12 protein-coding genes and 3 tRNA genes are annotated in these 15,230 nt (G+C 56.4%); 12 read left to right on the forward strand and 3 right to left on the reverse strand.

Annotation, left to right across the window (positions count from 1 at the left end):
• The first annotated feature begins 237 nt into the window (after positions 1-237).
• Positions 238-1,203 carry an acetyl-CoA carboxylase carboxyltransferase subunit alpha gene (locus DBR44_RS06895; RefSeq protein ID WP_124643324.1) on the forward strand — a complete coding sequence of 322 codons (966 nt, stop codon included), beginning with the start codon at positions 238-240 and terminating at the stop codon, positions 1,201-1,203.
• Positions 1,193-2,506, forward strand: a complete 1,314-nt coding sequence (gene tilS / locus DBR44_RS06900; protein WP_255424576.1) for a tRNA lysidine(34) synthetase TilS — start codon at positions 1,193-1,195, stop codon at positions 2,504-2,506. The genes DBR44_RS06895 and tilS overlap by 11 nt, the downstream gene beginning before the upstream one ends.
• 46 nt (positions 2,507-2,552) lie before the next feature.
• On the opposite strand, the gene DBR44_RS06905 is transcribed toward tilS, so the two are convergent.
• Positions 2,553-3,242, reverse strand: a complete 690-nt coding sequence (locus DBR44_RS06905) for a Bax inhibitor-1 family protein (RefSeq protein WP_124643327.1) — start codon at positions 3,240-3,242, stop codon at positions 2,553-2,555.
• Between the two features lie 166 nt (positions 3,243-3,408).
• Between DBR44_RS06905 and DBR44_RS06910 the strand changes: the two genes are divergently transcribed.
• Positions 3,409-3,493 (forward strand) — tRNA-Leu (locus tag DBR44_RS06910).
• Positions 3,494-3,647: 154 nt separating this feature from the next.
• Positions 3,648-4,400 carry a bifunctional 2-polyprenyl-6-hydroxyphenol methylase/3-demethylubiquinol 3-O-methyltransferase UbiG gene (locus tag DBR44_RS06915; RefSeq protein WP_124643329.1) on the forward strand — a complete coding sequence of 251 codons (753 nt, stop codon included), beginning with the start codon at positions 3,648-3,650 and terminating at the stop codon, positions 4,398-4,400.
• A gap of 86 nt (positions 4,401-4,486) precedes the next feature.
• Here DBR44_RS06915 and DBR44_RS06920 read toward each other — a convergent pair whose 3' ends face one another.
• Positions 4,487-5,638 (reverse strand): GGDEF domain-containing protein, encoded by a 1,152-nt coding sequence (locus DBR44_RS06920; protein ID WP_124643331.1) that lies wholly within the window; start codon positions 5,636-5,638, stop codon positions 4,487-4,489.
• Between the two features lie 386 nt (positions 5,639-6,024).
• Between DBR44_RS06920 and tig the strand changes: the two genes are divergently transcribed.
• The 8 genes from tig (at position 6,025) to DBR44_RS06960 (ending at position 14,414) form a co-directional block, all read left to right on the forward strand.
• Positions 6,025-7,332, forward strand: coding sequence for a trigger factor (tig, locus tag DBR44_RS06925; protein ID WP_124643332.1), 1,308 nt, complete (start codon positions 6,025-6,027; stop codon positions 7,330-7,332).
• Positions 7,333-7,356: 24 nt separating this feature from the next.
• Complete coding sequence (gene clpP / locus DBR44_RS06930) at positions 7,357-7,989, forward strand: ATP-dependent Clp endopeptidase proteolytic subunit ClpP (RefSeq protein ID WP_124643334.1); 633 nt, start codon at positions 7,357-7,359, stop codon at positions 7,987-7,989.
• Positions 7,990-8,005: 16 nt separating this feature from the next.
• A complete protein-coding gene (gene clpX, locus DBR44_RS06935; RefSeq protein ID WP_124643336.1) occupies positions 8,006-9,286 on the forward strand; it encodes an ATP-dependent Clp protease ATP-binding subunit ClpX in 1,281 nt (426 codons plus the stop codon).
• A 144-nt stretch (positions 9,287-9,430) separates the two neighbouring features.
• Positions 9,431-11,845: an endopeptidase La gene (gene lon, locus DBR44_RS06940; RefSeq protein ID WP_124643338.1), complete on the forward strand. Its 2,415-nt coding sequence runs from the start codon at positions 9,431-9,433 to the stop codon at positions 11,843-11,845.
• 176 nt (positions 11,846-12,021) lie between these two features.
• On the forward strand, positions 12,022-12,291 hold the full coding sequence (locus tag DBR44_RS06945; protein WP_043572292.1) for an HU family DNA-binding protein: 270 nt from the start codon (positions 12,022-12,024) through the stop codon (positions 12,289-12,291).
• A gap of 42 nt (positions 12,292-12,333) precedes the next feature.
• Positions 12,334-12,409: transfer RNA gene (locus DBR44_RS06950), tRNA-Val, on the forward strand.
• A 6-nt stretch (positions 12,410-12,415) separates the two neighbouring features.
• A tRNA-Asp gene (locus DBR44_RS06955) sits at positions 12,416-12,492 on the forward strand.
• A 77-nt stretch (positions 12,493-12,569) separates the two neighbouring features.
• On the forward strand, positions 12,570-14,414 hold the full coding sequence (locus tag DBR44_RS06960; RefSeq protein ID WP_124643340.1) for a SurA N-terminal domain-containing protein: 1,845 nt from the start codon (positions 12,570-12,572) through the stop codon (positions 14,412-14,414).
• A gap of 108 nt (positions 14,415-14,522) precedes the next feature.
• Here DBR44_RS06960 and sodB read toward each other — a convergent pair whose 3' ends face one another.
• A complete protein-coding gene (gene sodB / locus DBR44_RS06965; protein WP_124643499.1) occupies positions 14,523-15,104 on the reverse strand; it encodes a superoxide dismutase [Fe] in 582 nt (193 codons plus the stop codon).
• Between the last annotated feature and the right edge of the window lie 126 nt (positions 15,105-15,230).

The raw sequence follows: 15,230 nt of genomic DNA on the forward strand, positions 1-15,230 counted from the left end.
CCAACTGAGCTAAACGCCCTGAAACCTTTTCGCTGTCTGCGTTTGCGTCTCAGCGAGGAGGCGAATTAAAGCACAGCCTTTTTTTCAGCGCAAGGGGTAGGTTTCATTTTTTTGCATAAAACGGGCAAATCTCAAATCGGCAGTTCATGCTGATTGAATTTTGTCAGACAGGGGCGTGACGGATTCTTTTGCACTCATGTATGATTGCCCGATTCGCTTAATCGGATGATGTGAATAATGAAGCCGACCTTTCTCGATTTTGAGCAGCCGATTGCCGAGCTCGAGAACAAGATAGAAGAGCTGCGTTTCGTGCAGGATGACTCCGTACTGGATATCTCCGAAGAAATCGCACGCCTGCAAAAGAAGAGTCTGGAACTGACCAAGACTCTATATGCCAAACTGTCCCCCTCGCAGATCTCCCAGGTGGCTCGCCACCCGCAGCGTCCTTATACATTGGACTACCTGCGCAGCATCTTCACTGATTTCGAAGAGCTGCATGGTGATCGATCCTTTGCCGACGACCCGGCAATCGTGGGTGGCTTGGCGCGTTTCAATGGCCAGTCCGTGATGGTGATTGGCCATCAGAAGGGCCGTGATACCAAGGAAAAGATCTACCGCAATTTCGGTATGCCGCGCCCGGAAGGCTATCGCAAGGCCCTGCGCCTGATGAAGCTGGCCGAAAAGTTCGGCATCCCGATCATGACTTTTGTCGATACCCCGGGTGCTTATCCCGGTATTGGTGCAGAAGAGCGCGGCCAGTCCGAAGCCATTGGTCGTAATCTCTACGAGATGGCAAGACTGCGTGTGCCCATTATCTGCACCATTATCGGTGAAGGTGGTTCCGGCGGCGCGCTGGCTATTGCCGTGGGCGATCAGGTCAATATGCTGCAGTACTCTACCTATTCGGTGATTTCGCCCGAAGGCTGTGCTTCCATTTTGTGGAAAACCGCCGAGCGTGCATCCGAAGCGGCCGAGGCGCTGGGCATCACGGCCAATCGTCTGAAAACCCTCGGTCTGATTGACCGCGTGGTGAGCGAGCCGGTTGGTGGTGCACATCGCGATCATGCGCAGATGATGAATGCCATGAAGCGCATGTTGCAGGAGCAGTTGAAGGATTTTGCCAATCGTCCGATCGAGGTGCTGCTGAAAGAGCGTTTCGAGCGTTTGATGAGTTATGGACGTTACAAGGAAGATGCAGCCTGATCTGCTGAAAGCCCTGTTAGCCCACTGGCCGGACAATTTGTCCGGCCTTTGTGCTTTTGAGCTTGGACTGAGTGGTGGGCTCGACTCCATGGTGCTGCTCTCGCTGTTGGCGCGCGCGCGCCAGTACCGGCCGCAGTTGCGGCTGTCGGCGGTGCATGTACATCATGGCCTGAATACGGCGGCAGATGACTGGGTTCTGCACTGTCAGGAAGTGTGCCGACAGTTGGATGTCCCCCTGCGTGTGGCGCGGGTTGCTGTCCGTTGTGCTGCAGGGGAGAGCCTGGAGGCACGGGCTAGGCAACAGCGTTATGAGGTGTATGCCCAGTCGGCGGCCGAGGTGCTGGTGCTGGCGCACCACCTGGATGATCAATCCGAAACCGTGCTATTGCAGCTACTGCGTGGCGGCGGAGTGCGTGCGCTGTCGGGAATGCCGGCATTGCGCAGGCTGGAGCAGCTGCAGCTGTGGCGACCATTGCTTGGTTTTACCCGGCAGCAGCTGGAGCAGTACGCCGCGGAGCAGGGGTTGAGTTGGGTTGATGATGACAGCAATGCGGACATTGCCTACCGCCGTAATTTATTGCGGCACCGCATCATGCCGCTACTGCAGCAGCATGTTCCGTCTTATCGGCAACAGCTTGGTCGCAGTGCCTGGCATATGGCGCAGGCATCGCAGTTGGTGGATGAGGTGGCAGCCGCAGATTTGGCCAGTTGCGCGACAGGTGCTGCGCTGGATGTGGCGCGTGTGCTGTCGCTGTCGCCTGTGCGCCAGGGGTTTTTGCTGATGGCTTGGTTGCGCCGTCTGGGGCAATCGCAAGTGGCACCAGAGCAGCTGCAGGAATTTTTGCGTCAATTGCATATGGCGGCGGCTGCCAGTCAGCCCTGTTTGCAATTGCCGGAGCTGGCCGTGGTGCGTTATCGCCAACAGCTGCATGCGGTGCCGGTGCTACCGCCTCAGTCGGCATGTGCATTGCGGTTTGATCCGGCGCAGCCAGTGTGCCGCCAGCCTGGGTGGGGTGGCAGTTTGCGCTGGGTACAGCGGGGTGGTTTGACTTTGCAGTCACTTGCTGGCGATTTGCAATTGCGTCCGCGCTTGGGTGGTGAGGTGTTGCAACAGGCGGTGGGGCACAAGTCGGTTAAGAAGCTGTTGCAGGAGGCGGGTATTCCACCCTTGCTGCGGCGGCAATGGCCCTTGCTGTATGCCGCGGATGATCGCTTGCTGGCCCTGCCCGGTGTGGCGGTGGCCAGTGATTGTTTCAGTCCTGACGGCTATTGGCCGGAATGGCAGCCTGGATTGAACGATTAAAAAAAGCGCCTCGATGAAGAGGCGCTTTTTGCTGGGGTACTCAGGTTCAGTCACGTTCGCCGCTGAAAGCCATCAGCAACTGCAGCAAGCTGGTAAACAGATTGTAAATGCTGATGTAGATCGACAGTGCGGCCGATACGTAGCTGGTTTCGCCGCCATCCACGACCACCTTGACCTGCCACAGAATCATCAGCGAGCTGAACAAGGCAAAAGCTGCGGCAATGGCCAGCTGCATGCCCGGCATTTGCAGGAAGATGTTGGCCACCACGGCGACCATCAGCACGATGGCGCCGATGGTAAGGAAGCTACCCAGTGCGGACAGATCGCGCTTGGTGGTGCTGGCAATGCCGGCCATGACGACAAAAACCAGCGAAGTGGCTGCGCCGGCAGTCATGATCAGCTGGCCGCCATTGCTGAAACGCAGTGCGAATTGCAGCAAGGGGCCCAGCAGCAGGCCCATCATGAAGGTAAAGCCCAGCATCAGGAACACGCCCAGCGAGTTATTGCGGTTTTTCTCGATGGCAAAAACCAGGCCGTAAAATACCGCCATGATGGCTAGCATGCCCATGATCGGGCTGGCTGCCATGAAGGCGAAATTGAGATGCGTGCCAATCAGGGCACCCATGACAGTGGGGATCATCGAAAGGCCCAGCAGCGCATAGGTATTGCGCAGAACCTTGTTGCGTAGGCCGCTGGTCGTGCTGGTCTGGTAGGTATTGTGCAGGTCCGGTTGCATGCTGCCCTCTCTTGATTTGGATGTTTGTTGCGCTGTTGCAAAACAATATGCCTGCATTGTGACATGAAAACATGACAATGGTTCATTTGACATGGCGCTTGAACCGCAGGGAATCCTGAGGTATATTTGCGGCCTCTTTCGCGGTGCTTTCGAGTGCTGCTGGTGGGCGAGCGTGGCGGAATTGGTAGACGCACTGGATTTAGGTTCCAGCGCCGCAAGGCGTGAGAGTTCGAGTCTCTCCGCTCGCACCACAACTCAGTTTTTTCTCTGGCAATCCTGCGGTGTATCCGCTTCGTTTTACTCCTGCAGATGCGGTATGCGATAGTCTGCACACTCCTCTTGTTTTGTCCTGCGTTGTCTGTATCCGTATTCGTCCCGTGATTGATCTCAATTAGGCGGAGTTCGATGCACAAGTCCACTGTCAATGCGCTGTACACCGACCCGCGGCTGATCGCTGTATACGATGTGCTGAATGCCGGAGAGGCCGATCATCTGTTTTATGCGGAGCGGATTGGTCCTGAGAGCAGGGCTGTCGTTGATATCGGTTGTGGCACAGGCGTGCTTGCGCTGCGCTTGGCGCAACTGGGGCATTCCGTCACAGCTATTGATCCGGCGCCGGCAATGCTAGACCTGGCGCGTGCACGTAGTGGTGCCGGGCAGGTCTGTTGGCGTAGTGGCACGGCGACCGACTTGCCACCTGATACGCGTTTCAATATCGCACTGATGACGGGGCATGCCTTTCAGTGTCTGTTGACGGATGAAGCAGTGCTGCAAACGCTGCTTGCTGTGCGTCGCCGCTTGCGGCCGGGTGGGGTAATGATGTTTGAAAGTCGCAACCCGGTCGGTGCGCCCTGGCAGCGGTGGACGCCCGAGTATTCGCGCCGCATGGTTGAGCTGGCGGATGGTGAACAGCTTGCTGTCTGGCATGTGCTGCAGGATTTCGATGGGGCGTTGCTCAGTTTTGATACTCACTACCATTTTCAGCGTGCCGATGTGCGGCTGCACAGTCAGAGTGTCTTGCGGTTCATGACGCATGCTGCCATTGCCGAGCAGTTGCGGTTGGCCGGTTTTGTGCGAGTGGATTGGTATGGCGACTGGCAAGGCGGGGCACTGACGCCGGCGAGTGCCGAAATGATCGCTATCGCCCGTTGTGACTGAGCTATATGAGCAGGGCGTTTGTGATTGATGTGGAGACGGTGCTTGGCTGTGAGGCGGATATCTGTCGTTCCAAGTCGCATGCTGCCTTAGATGATGGGTGCGGTCTGGCGGCGCGGGTGAACGGCATTGCGCCCGGCGTGTTTGGCAGCATAGAGCGCCTTGTCGGTGGCGGCTAAAAATGTTTGTTCACTGTCGTCCGTCTGCCACTGCGCCAGCCCCAGGCTGACCGTGGCGTGCAGTTCACTGGCTCCGTGTGGTAGTGGCGAGTCGGCAATCGTATTCCGGATGGTCTCGCACAGGATAAAAGCCTGATCCACGCTAGTGTCGGGCAGCAGGATGGCGAACTCTTCACCGCCAATGCGGCATACCAGGTCCTGCGGACGTACGTTGAGCTGCAGCAGGCTGGCGATGTGGCACAGCACTTTGTCGCCGGCATCGTGGCCGTAGTTATCATTGATGCGTTTGAAAAAATCGATATCCAGCATGGCGAGGCAAAATGGGCGCTGGTCCAGACTGTGGCGGTGCTGCAATTGCGCCAGCCTGGCATAAAAGGCGCGTCTGTTGGCCAGGCCGGTCAGCATATCGGTGCTGGCCATTTGCTGGATACGGTTTACCAGTGCATCCGAAAAGTGTTCACCCGCCAGTAGGGCGATGAACAGAATGATGGAGCCCGATAGCAGTACTCCCAGATTCAGTATGCTGATCATGGTGGGGCCGAGCGTCTGTACGGTGAGTGCGGCTGGCCATTGCATGAACTGGAACAAGGAAAACCATCCCAGGCAGATTCCGCAGACGATGGCCATGCCACGTCGATCATTGATGGGGACGATGAGGGGCGCGGTCAGGAAAAACAGCAGGAAATAGAAGTGTGAGCCGAAGAGTGTGCCCTGTCCGCCAAGAATGCCAGTCAGTACCGTGGTTTGGCAGATCAAGCAGGCTTTCCAGTAGTGGGGAGGCTGGCCACAAGTTTGGCGCCAGCGGAACCAGGCGATGCCGGTGGCGGGGATGGGGATTTCCACCAGGCATGAGTGTGCCAGTTCGCGATTGCCCAGCGTGAGAAACAGCAGGTAGTAAAACAGCACCATCAGCAGCACCGAGGCAGGGACGGCATTGGTAATGTACTGCCGTCGCCGCAGCGGGCCGCTCAGTGTGGGGTCTACGCCTGCGGTGATCCATTGCCAGGCCATGGCAAGGGCAATGGGCGGCTTGGTGGCGATCGATTGATGGGGTAGGCCCATGGCGGCTCATCCGGATTATTCATCGTCTGTTTATTCAGCATAGTGAAAAATGCGGAAAGTCGCCGGGCTTGGTTTACTGGTCTGGCAGTGACAGTGCGAGGGGTCCCCGTGATGATGGCTGGCTATTGCTATAGCCCAGTGTGGGCAAGCATTTGCGCCGCGATTCGCCTGCATACAAAAACAGGGTGCATGTTATACTGCGCGTTTTCGCAATGGGATGCGGGCCTGATCGTTGCTGCGTAAGCGCAGCAGGGCTTGCACTTGTAGCCGGGGCTTGTGGCCCCATATAGAGCCGAAGCCTCCCAAGGGTTTCACCTGTTTTCCAAAATACGAAATGTTCGCGCAAAGGCCGAACTCGTATTCAGATGACTAGTTAAGGATTGAACATGCAAGTACAACTGGAAACGTTGAGCAATCTTGAGCGCCGCATGAACATCGCTCTGCCGATGGCTGCCATTGATGCCCAAGTCACCGAGCGCCTGAAGCGCGTGGCACGTACTGCCAAGATTCAAGGTTTCCGCCCGGGCAAGGCTCCGCTGAAAATCGTTGAAGCAAACTACGGCGCCCAAGTGCGTGAAGAAGTGCTGGGCGAACAGGTTCAGCAAGGCTTCTACGGCGCAGTCAGCGAACAGAAGCTGCGTGTTGCCGGCTACCCGCGTTTCGAACCGGTAGCGGCCGAGGGTGATGTCGAGAACTTCAAGTTCGCAGCCACTTTCGAGGTATACCCGGAAGTCAAGGTTGGCGAGCTGGCCGACAAGGAAGTCAAAAAGCCGGCCACTCCGGTGACTGATGTTGAAATCGACAAGACCATCGACATCCTGCGCAAGCAGCGTACCCGTTACAACCGTGTTGAGCGTGCTGCTGCCGAAGGCGACCGCGTGATCATCGATTTCAAGGGCAGCATCGATGGCGTGCTGTTTGATGGCGGTTCTTCCGAGAACTTCCCCTTCGTGCTGGGTCAGGGCCAAATGCTGGCCGACTTCGAAACCGGCGTGACCGGCATGAAGGAAGACGAAGTCAAGAACGTGGAAGTGTCCTTCCCGGCTGACTACCATGGTAAGGATGTTGCCGGCAAAACCGCCGTCTTCGAAATCACCGTGAAGAATGTTGCCGAAGCTACCCTGCCGGAAGTGAACGAAGAGTTCGCCAAGCTGCTGGGCATTGCCGATGGCGATGTAGAAAAAATGCGTGCCGAAATTCGCAAGAACGTCGAGCGCGAAGTGAAGCGTCGTCTGCAGGCTCGCACCAAGGAAGCCGTGATGCAGACCCTGCTGGATGCCACCGAAATCACTCTGCCCAAGGCCTTGGTGCAGCTGGAAATCGGCCGCCTGATCGAGCAGGCTCAGCGTGACATGCAGCAACGCGGCATGAACGTAAAAGACATGCCCTTCCCGCCGGAGCTGTTTGCCCAGCAAGCAGAACGCCGCGTGGCCCTGGGTCTGATCCTGGCTGAAGTGGTTGAATCCAACAAGCTGGAAGCCAAACCGGAACAAGTGAAGGCGATGATCGAAGAGTTCGCCGACAGCTACGAGCATCCGGAAGAAGTCCTGACCTGGTACTACGCCAGCGCCGACCGTCTGGAAGGCCCGACCTCCATGGTGCTGGAAGACAATGTGGTGGAATTTGTTCTGTCCAAGGCCAAGGTTGAAGTAGAAGAATTGTCCTTTGATGCCCTGATGGGTAGCAACGCCTGATAACGACACAAACGGAGTTGGTCGATGAAATCGATGATTGAACCGCAAGGGCTGGGCCTGGTGCCCATGGTGGTGGAGCAGAGTGGTCGTGGCGAACGCGCTTATGACATCTACTCGCGACTGCTGAAGGAGCGTATCGTGTTCCTGGTAGGGCCCGTCACCGACGAATCGGCCAACCTGGTTGTGGCGCAGATGCTGTTCCTCGAGTCGGAAAATCCGGACAAGGACATCTACTTCTACATCAATTCGCCAGGTGGTTCGATCACGGCGGGCATGTCCATCTACGACACGATGAATTTCATCAAGCCGGACATTTCCACGCTGTGTATCGGTCAGGCTGCCAGCATGGGGGCTTTCCTGCTTTCTGCCGGCACTCATGGCAAGCGCTTTGCCCTGACCAATAGCCGGGTGATGATTCACCAGCCGTTGCTGTATGGCGGTGGTCTGAGCGGCCAGGTGACCGATATCGAAATCCATGCCCGCGAGCTGGTGAAGGTAAAGGGCAAGATGAACGAGCTGCTGGCCAAGCATTCCGGCCAGACCATGGAGCGTCTGCAGGCCGATACCGAGCGTGACAATTTTATGTCCGCCGAGGAAGCCCGCGAGTACGGTCTGATTGATAAAGTGCTGACCTCCCGCAAGGATGTTACGGCGTAAGCAGTGGAACTAGCTAATGGCTGATAAAAACAGCAACGAAAAACTTCTGTATTGCTCTTTCTGCGGCAAGAGCCAGCATGAAGTCCAGCGTCTGATCGCCGGTCCCCAGGTATTCATCTGCAATGAATGCGTCGAGCTGTGCAATGACATCATTCGTGAAGAACTGGAAAAGGTGGTTGGCGAAATCGGTGATGCCGCCGGCACTGCCACCGCACTGCCCACTCCGCAGGAAATCCGCGCGGATCTGGATCAGTACATCATTGGCCAGGATTTTGCCAAGAAGACGCTGTCCGTTGCCGTGTACAACCACTACAAGCGGCTGTACACCCCGGCGGGCGACAAGGACGAAGTCGAGCTGGCCAAGAGCAACATCCTGCTGGTAGGTCCTACCGGTTCTGGCAAGACCCTGCTGGCGCAATCGCTGGCGCGACTGCTGGATGTGCCGTTTGTGATTGCTGACGCCACCACGCTGACCGAAGCCGGTTATGTGGGGGAGGATGTCGAGCACATCATCCAGAAGCTGCTGCAGAAGTGCGACTACGATGTAGAAAAAGCCCAGCGTGGCATTGTCTACATCGATGAAATCGACAAGATTTCGCGCAAATCGGAAAACCCGTCCATCACGCGTGACGTGTCGGGCGAAGGTGTGCAGCAGGCATTGCTCAAGCTGATCGAGGGTACGGTGGCTTCCATCCCGCCGCAAGGTGGGCGCAAGCACCCCAACCAGGAATTTATCCAGGTTGATACCACCAATATCCTGTTCATCTGCGGTGGTGCATTCGATGGTCTGGAAAAGATCATCCGTCGTCGCTCGGAAAAGGGCGGTATTGGTTTTGGTGCGGAAGTCAGCTCGCGCGACGACAGCAAGTCGACCTCGGCGCTGTTCAAGGAGGCCGAACCGGAAGATCTCATCCGTTTTGGCCTGATTCCAGAGCTGATCGGCCGTCTGCCGGTAGTGGCTACGCTGGAAGAGCTGGATGAAGAGGCGATGGTCACTATCCTGACTCAGCCGAAGAATGCGCTGATCAAGCAATACCAGCGTCTGTTCCAGATGGAGTCGGTTGAGCTGGAAGTGCGTCCGTCAGCCTTGCGGGTGATCGCCAAGCAGGCGCTGATTCGCAAGACCGGTGCACGTGGTCTGCGTTCGATTCTCGAGCGCGTGCTGCTCGATACCATGTACGAACTGCCGTCCATGGAAAATGTTGAAAAAGTAGTGGTAGATGAAAAGGTTATCGAAAAAGGTGAGAAGCCTTTGTTCATCTATCGCGACAAGGGTGACGAAGTCCAGTCTGCCTGAGCTTTTCAGCTGTGATGGAAAACCGCCCGTCATGGGCGGTTTTTCTTTTGTGTTGTCGCCAAACTGATTTAGTATGGGGTGTTGATTTTCAGCGTGCATGCCCCATCTTTCATGCATTGTTTCACGTACGCAAGGTTAGGTGATATGCCCCAACCCGCAGAACTCCGCGAAGAAACCACATTGCCCTTGCTCCCGCTCCGGGATGTGGTTGTTTTCCCCCATATGGTCATTCCGCTGTTTGTTGGAAGAGCCAAATCGATCCGCGCGCTGGAAAGCGCCATGGATGAAGGCAAGCAGGTGCTGCTGGTCGCTCAGCGTTCGGCCTCCAAGGATGAGCCTGAGGCTGACGATCTTTATGGCATCGGTACCATCGCCTCTGTCCTGCAAATGCTCAAGCTGCCTGATGGTACGGTCAAGGTCCTGGTCGAGGGGCGTCAGCGCGCGCTGATCAGCCAGGTAGCTGAAGATGGTGGCTGCTTTGTCGGCACCATTACCCCGTTGGCCGCGGATGGCGAAGACTCCACCGAGTCCGAAGCCATGCGCCGTGCCCTGCTGGCGCAGTTTGAGCAATACGTCAAACTCAACAAGAAAATTCCGCCGGAGGTTATGACCTCGCTGGCGGGTATCGAGCGTGCCGGTCGCATGGCCGACACGATCGTGGCTCATCTGCCGCTCAAGCTGGAGCAAAAGCAGGAGGTGCTGGAGATGTTCGACGTGCGTGCGCGTCTGGAACACCTGCTGTCCCAGCTGGAGGGTGAGATCGACATTCTGCAGGTAGAAAAGCGCATCCGTGGCCGCGTCAAGCGCCAGATGGAAAAGAGCCAGCGCGAGTATTACCTGAACGAGCAGGTCAAGGCCATCCAGAAAGAACTGGGTGACATTGATGAAGTCAGTGACCTGGACGAGCTGGAAAAGAAAATCCGCCTGGCTGGCATGCCCAAGGAAGCCAAGGACAAGGTCAGTGCCGAGCTGAAAAAGCTCAAGATGATGTCGCCGATGTCGGCTGAAGCCACTGTGGTGCGCAACTACATCGACACCTTGCTGGAACTGCCTTGGAAGAAGAAGACCAAGATCAACAAGGATGTCGGTAATGCCGAGGCTGTACTGGATGAGGATCACTTTGGCCTGGAAAAGGTCAAGGAGCGCATTCTCGAATATCTGGCAGTGCAGCAGCGCGTTGACAAGCTCAAAGCGCCTATTCTCTGCCTGGTAGGCCCGCCGGGCGTGGGCAAGACCTCGCTGGGGCAGTCGATTGCCCGTGCCACCAACCGCAAGTTTGTGCGCATGGCGCTCGGTGGCGTGCGTGATGAGTCGGAAATTCGTGGTCATCGCCGTACCTATATTGGCTCCATGCCCGGCAAGGTATTGCAGAACATGAGCAAGGTCGGCGTGAAGAATCCGCTGTTCCTGTTGGATGAGGTAGACAAGATGGGGGCCGATTTCCGTGGCGACCCTTCATCCGCCTTGCTGGAAGTGCTGGATCCGGAGCAGAATCACTCCTTTGTCGATCACTACGCCGAGGTTGAGTACGACTTGTCGGATGTCATGTTCGTGGCTACCGCCAATTCGCTGAACATTCCGCACGCTCTGCTGGACCGGATGGAAATCATTCGCCTGGCTGGTTATACCGAGGACGAAAAGGTCAATATTGCCCTGAAGTACTTGGTGCCCAAGCAGATCAAGGCGAACGGCGTGCAGGAAGGTGAGCTGGTGCTGCAGGAGTCGGCCTTGCGCGACATCGTGCGCTATTACACCCGTGAAGCGGGTGTGCGCAGCCTGGATCGCGAGATTGCCAAGATCTGCCGCAAAGTGGTGACCGGTACCTTGCTGGGCAAGAACAAGGCTGCCAAGGTTACGGTCAATGCCAAGAACCTGGACAAGTATCTGGGTGTGCACCGCTTTGATTATGGTGTGGCCGAGCAGGAAAACCGCATTGGCCAGGTCACCGGTCTGGCGTGGACCGAGGTGGGTGGCGAATTGCTGACCATCGAGGCTGTATCGCTGCCAGGCAAGGGCAATATCATCCGTACCGGCCAGCTGGGCGAGGTGATGCAGGAGTCGATTACTGCGGCAATGAGTGTGGTGCGCAGTCGTTCGCGCGCTTTGGGAATCAAACCTGATTTCCATGAAAAACATGACATGCACATTCATGTGCCGGAAGGTGCCACTCCCAAGGATGGTCCGAGTGCAGGTATCGCCATGACGACCGCGATAGTTTCCGTTCTGGCGGGAATTCCGGTACGCTCTGACGTTGCCATGACGGGTGAAATCACCTTGCGCGGCGAGGTTCTGCCGATTGGTGGCCTGAAGGAAAAACTGCTTGCTGCGCATCGCGGCGGGATCAAGCATGTGCTTATCCCGCATGGCAATGCCAAGGATCTGGTGGATATCCCCACCAACATCAAGCAGAAGCTGGAGATTCATCCTGTGAAGTGGATCGACGAGGTACTGGCTCTGGCGCTGGAGCGTCAGCCGGAGCCTTTGCCTGAAGAAGCCAAGCCGGACGAGTTGCACCCGGCGCCGGAAGGCGCAGCTGGTGTATCCGTAATGACGCATTAAAAATCAGTATGTTGCAGCAGTAGTGAATTTACCGGGCCGCTAGCGCTTTCCAGCAGGGTTTGCGAAATGGCAATATTCCGCTGGAAGCCGCTTGACACAAGGATTTTAGCCTTGCTATAAAGCAAGCGGTTTTTATCCGAATTACGTAGACCGAAGAACGACGAAAGGGGACTTACGTGAACAAGTCTGAACTGATTGATGCAATCGCCGCTGAAGCCGATATTTCCAAAGCTGCAGCTGCCAAGGCACTGGATGGTATGGTTGCCGCTGTTACCGATGCTCTGAAAAAGGGCGACACCGTGACTTTGGTAGGTTTTGGTACATTCTATGTTGGCGAGCGCGCTGAACGCAGCGGTCGCAACCCGAAGACTGGCGAAACCATCAAGATCCCGGCTGCACGTTCTCCGAAGTTCCGTGCTGGCAAAGCACTGAAAGACGCGCTATAATTTGCAACCTTGTCGTTAGCGATAACGGCGAGGTTTTATAGCGGGCGTTTAGCTCAGTTGGTAGAGCGTCTGCCTTACAAGCAGAATGTCGGCGGTTCGACTCCGTCAACGCCCACCAAAGTTTGGAGTGGTAGTTCAGTTGGTTAGAATACCGGCCTGTCACGCCGGGGGTCGCGGGTTCGAGTCCCGTCCACTCCGCCAGAATCTACAGAAAAGGTGAACGTATTCAGTCGTTCACCTTTTTTTTTACCAATGGGGTGGCTTGCGCCGATATCGCCATGTTCGATTTTGTTCAGAATAATAAAATTGCCATTCAAGTCATTCTGGGTGCGGTAGCGCTGACTTTTGTCGGCTTTGGTGTGGGTAGCTACTCCTCCGCCGTGGAAGACCCTTACCTGGCCAAGGTTGGCTCGGCCAAGATCTACAAACGTGATCTGGACCGGGTCCTGGAAGGTCAGCCCAGCGATGCGGCGACCCGTCAGCAAGCCATGGACGACCTGATCCGCCAGAACCTGCTGCTGGCTGCCGCGCATGATGGTGGTGCCGTGGTTACGCCGGAGCAATTGCGCAAGGCCATTGCCGGCATTGCCGAACTGCAGGAAAACGGCCAATTCAGTGCCTCCCGTTACAAAGAATTCCTTGCCGCGCGCAATATGTCGCCGGAGGCTTTTGAAGCCAAGATCAGCCGCGACATCATGTTGCAAAACCAGATCAATAACTTTGCCGGCACCGGGTTTGTTTCGCGCAGCATGGTGGAGCGTCTGGGCAGCCTGATGGCAGAAGAGCGCCAGGTTCGCTTGCTGCTGCTCAAGCCTGCCGATTTTGCGGCCCAGGTTAAGACGGATGATAAGGCGCTGCAGGCATTCTACGATGCCAATGCCAAGCGCTTCCGCAGTGCCGAGGCGGTCAAGCTCGACTACGTGTTGCTGTCGCCGCAAGCTGTGGCTGCGGGATTGACGGTGAGTGATGCCGAGGTCAAGCAGTATTACGAACAGCACAAGGCTGATCTGTCAGGCGAAGAGCGCCGTGCCTCACACATCCTGCTGACTGTCCCCAAGGATGCCAAGCCGGCAGACAAGGCCAAGGTCAAGGCAGAAGCTGACGCCTTGCTCAAGCAATTGCGTGCGGATCCCGGCAAGTTTGCCGAGCTGGCCAAAACCCGCTCGCAAGACCCCGGCTCCGCTGCCAATGGTGGCGATCTGGGTTTCTTCGCCCATGGTGTGATGGTGAAGCCGTTTGATGATGTGGTATTCCGCATGCAACCGGGCAAGATCAGCGAAGTGGTGGAAACTGAATTCGGTTATCACATCATCAAGCTGGATGAGGTCAAGCAGCCTGATTTTGCTGCGGTGAGAACTGCGGTTGAAGCCAAGCTCAAGCAGCAGAAGGCTGCTGGCCAGTTGCGCAGCATGTCGGACAAGCTGGCCGAAGTGGCTTACCAGCAAGCGGACTCGCTCAAGGGTGTGCAAGATGCTCTGAAGCTTGAGGTCAAACACTCTGACTGGCTGTCTCGTGACAAGAAATCTGCCGATCCGGTATTGGCCAATGCCAAGGTGCTGGATGCAGCTTTCAGTGATGATGTGCTGAAGAAGAAGCACAATAGCGAGCCAGTAGATGTTGGTGGTGGCAACCTGTTGGTGGTGCGTGTGGCTGATCACCAGCCGGCACGTCAGCAAGCGCTGGCTGAGGTTCGTGAGCTGATCAAGGCTGAACTGATTGCGACCGAAGGTGCCAAGCTCGCGGAAAAGCAGGGGCAGGCTTTGCTGGCTCAACTGAAGGCCGGCAAGGCAGTGGATGCGCCCAAGTGGGGTGAGCTGCAGGCTGTGTCCCGCCGTAATCCGGGTGGGATGCCGACTGCCGATGTGCGGGCAGTGTTTGCAGCCGCTGCTAGCACGCTGCCTGCGTTTGCCGGTAGCAAGCATGATAACGGTGACTATGCCATCTACCAGATTGCCAGTGTCGCTGCTGGGGCTGCTGTGAGTGATGCAGAACGCACCCAGTTGGCTGCGGCGATGGAACAGATGACCGCCCGCAATCAGTTGGGCAGTTATCTGGAAACCTTGCGCCAGAAGTATCCGATCAAGCTGGGTAAGCAACAGCTGAATGATCAGAGCGAGCAGTAACAGGCTTACGAAAAAGCCGACCTTATGGTCGGCTTTTTTTGTTTGCCCCGACCGTGCCGGGGGCAATAAAAAAGGGCCGTAAGGCCCTTGCTTGGAACTCAAGTCTGCTTAGGCAGCGAAGTTCTTGGCAGCAAAATCCCAGTTCACCAGCTTCCAGAAGCTGTCCAGGTAGTTCGGACGGCTATTGCGGTAGTCGATGTAGTAGGCGTGTTCCCATACATCACAGGTCAGCAGCGGGGTTTTGTCGGTGGTCAGCGGGGTGGCGGCATTGCTGGTGGAAACCAGGTCGAGCGAGCCATCGCTGTTCTTGACCAGCCAGGCCCAGCCGGAGCCAAAGGTGCCAACGGCAGTCTGGGTAAAGGCCTTCTTGAATTCTTCGAAGGAACCCCATTTGGCGTTGATGGCATCAGCCAGTGCGCCGGTCGGTTCGCCACCGGCATTGGGAGCCAGGCCGAACCAGTAGAAAGTGTGGTTCCACACCTGAGCAGCGTTATTGAAAATGCCACCGGAGGATTTCTTGACGATTTCTTCCAGCGAAGCGTTTTCGAACTCGCTACCCTTGATCAGGTTGTTCAGGTTGGTAATGTAGGTCTGATGATGCTTGCCGTAGTGGAATTCCAGAGTTTCCTTGGAGATGTGGGGGGCCAGCGCATCCAGTGCGTATGGCAGTTCCGGCAGTTTGTGTTCCATCATGCTCTCCTTGTTGAGAATTGGGCTTGCAGAATTGCGTAAGCCGAATCTAGCGGAATGCTGTATGCCCAAGTGTACTGGAATCGCCTGTTAATCGCCAATAGTTGACTAAATAAGTAAAGTAAG

The organism is Aquitalea sp. FJL05, from assembly GCF_003852595.1.
Taxonomy (GTDB): Bacteria; Pseudomonadota; Gammaproteobacteria; order Burkholderiales; family Chromobacteriaceae; genus Aquitalea; species Aquitalea aquatilis.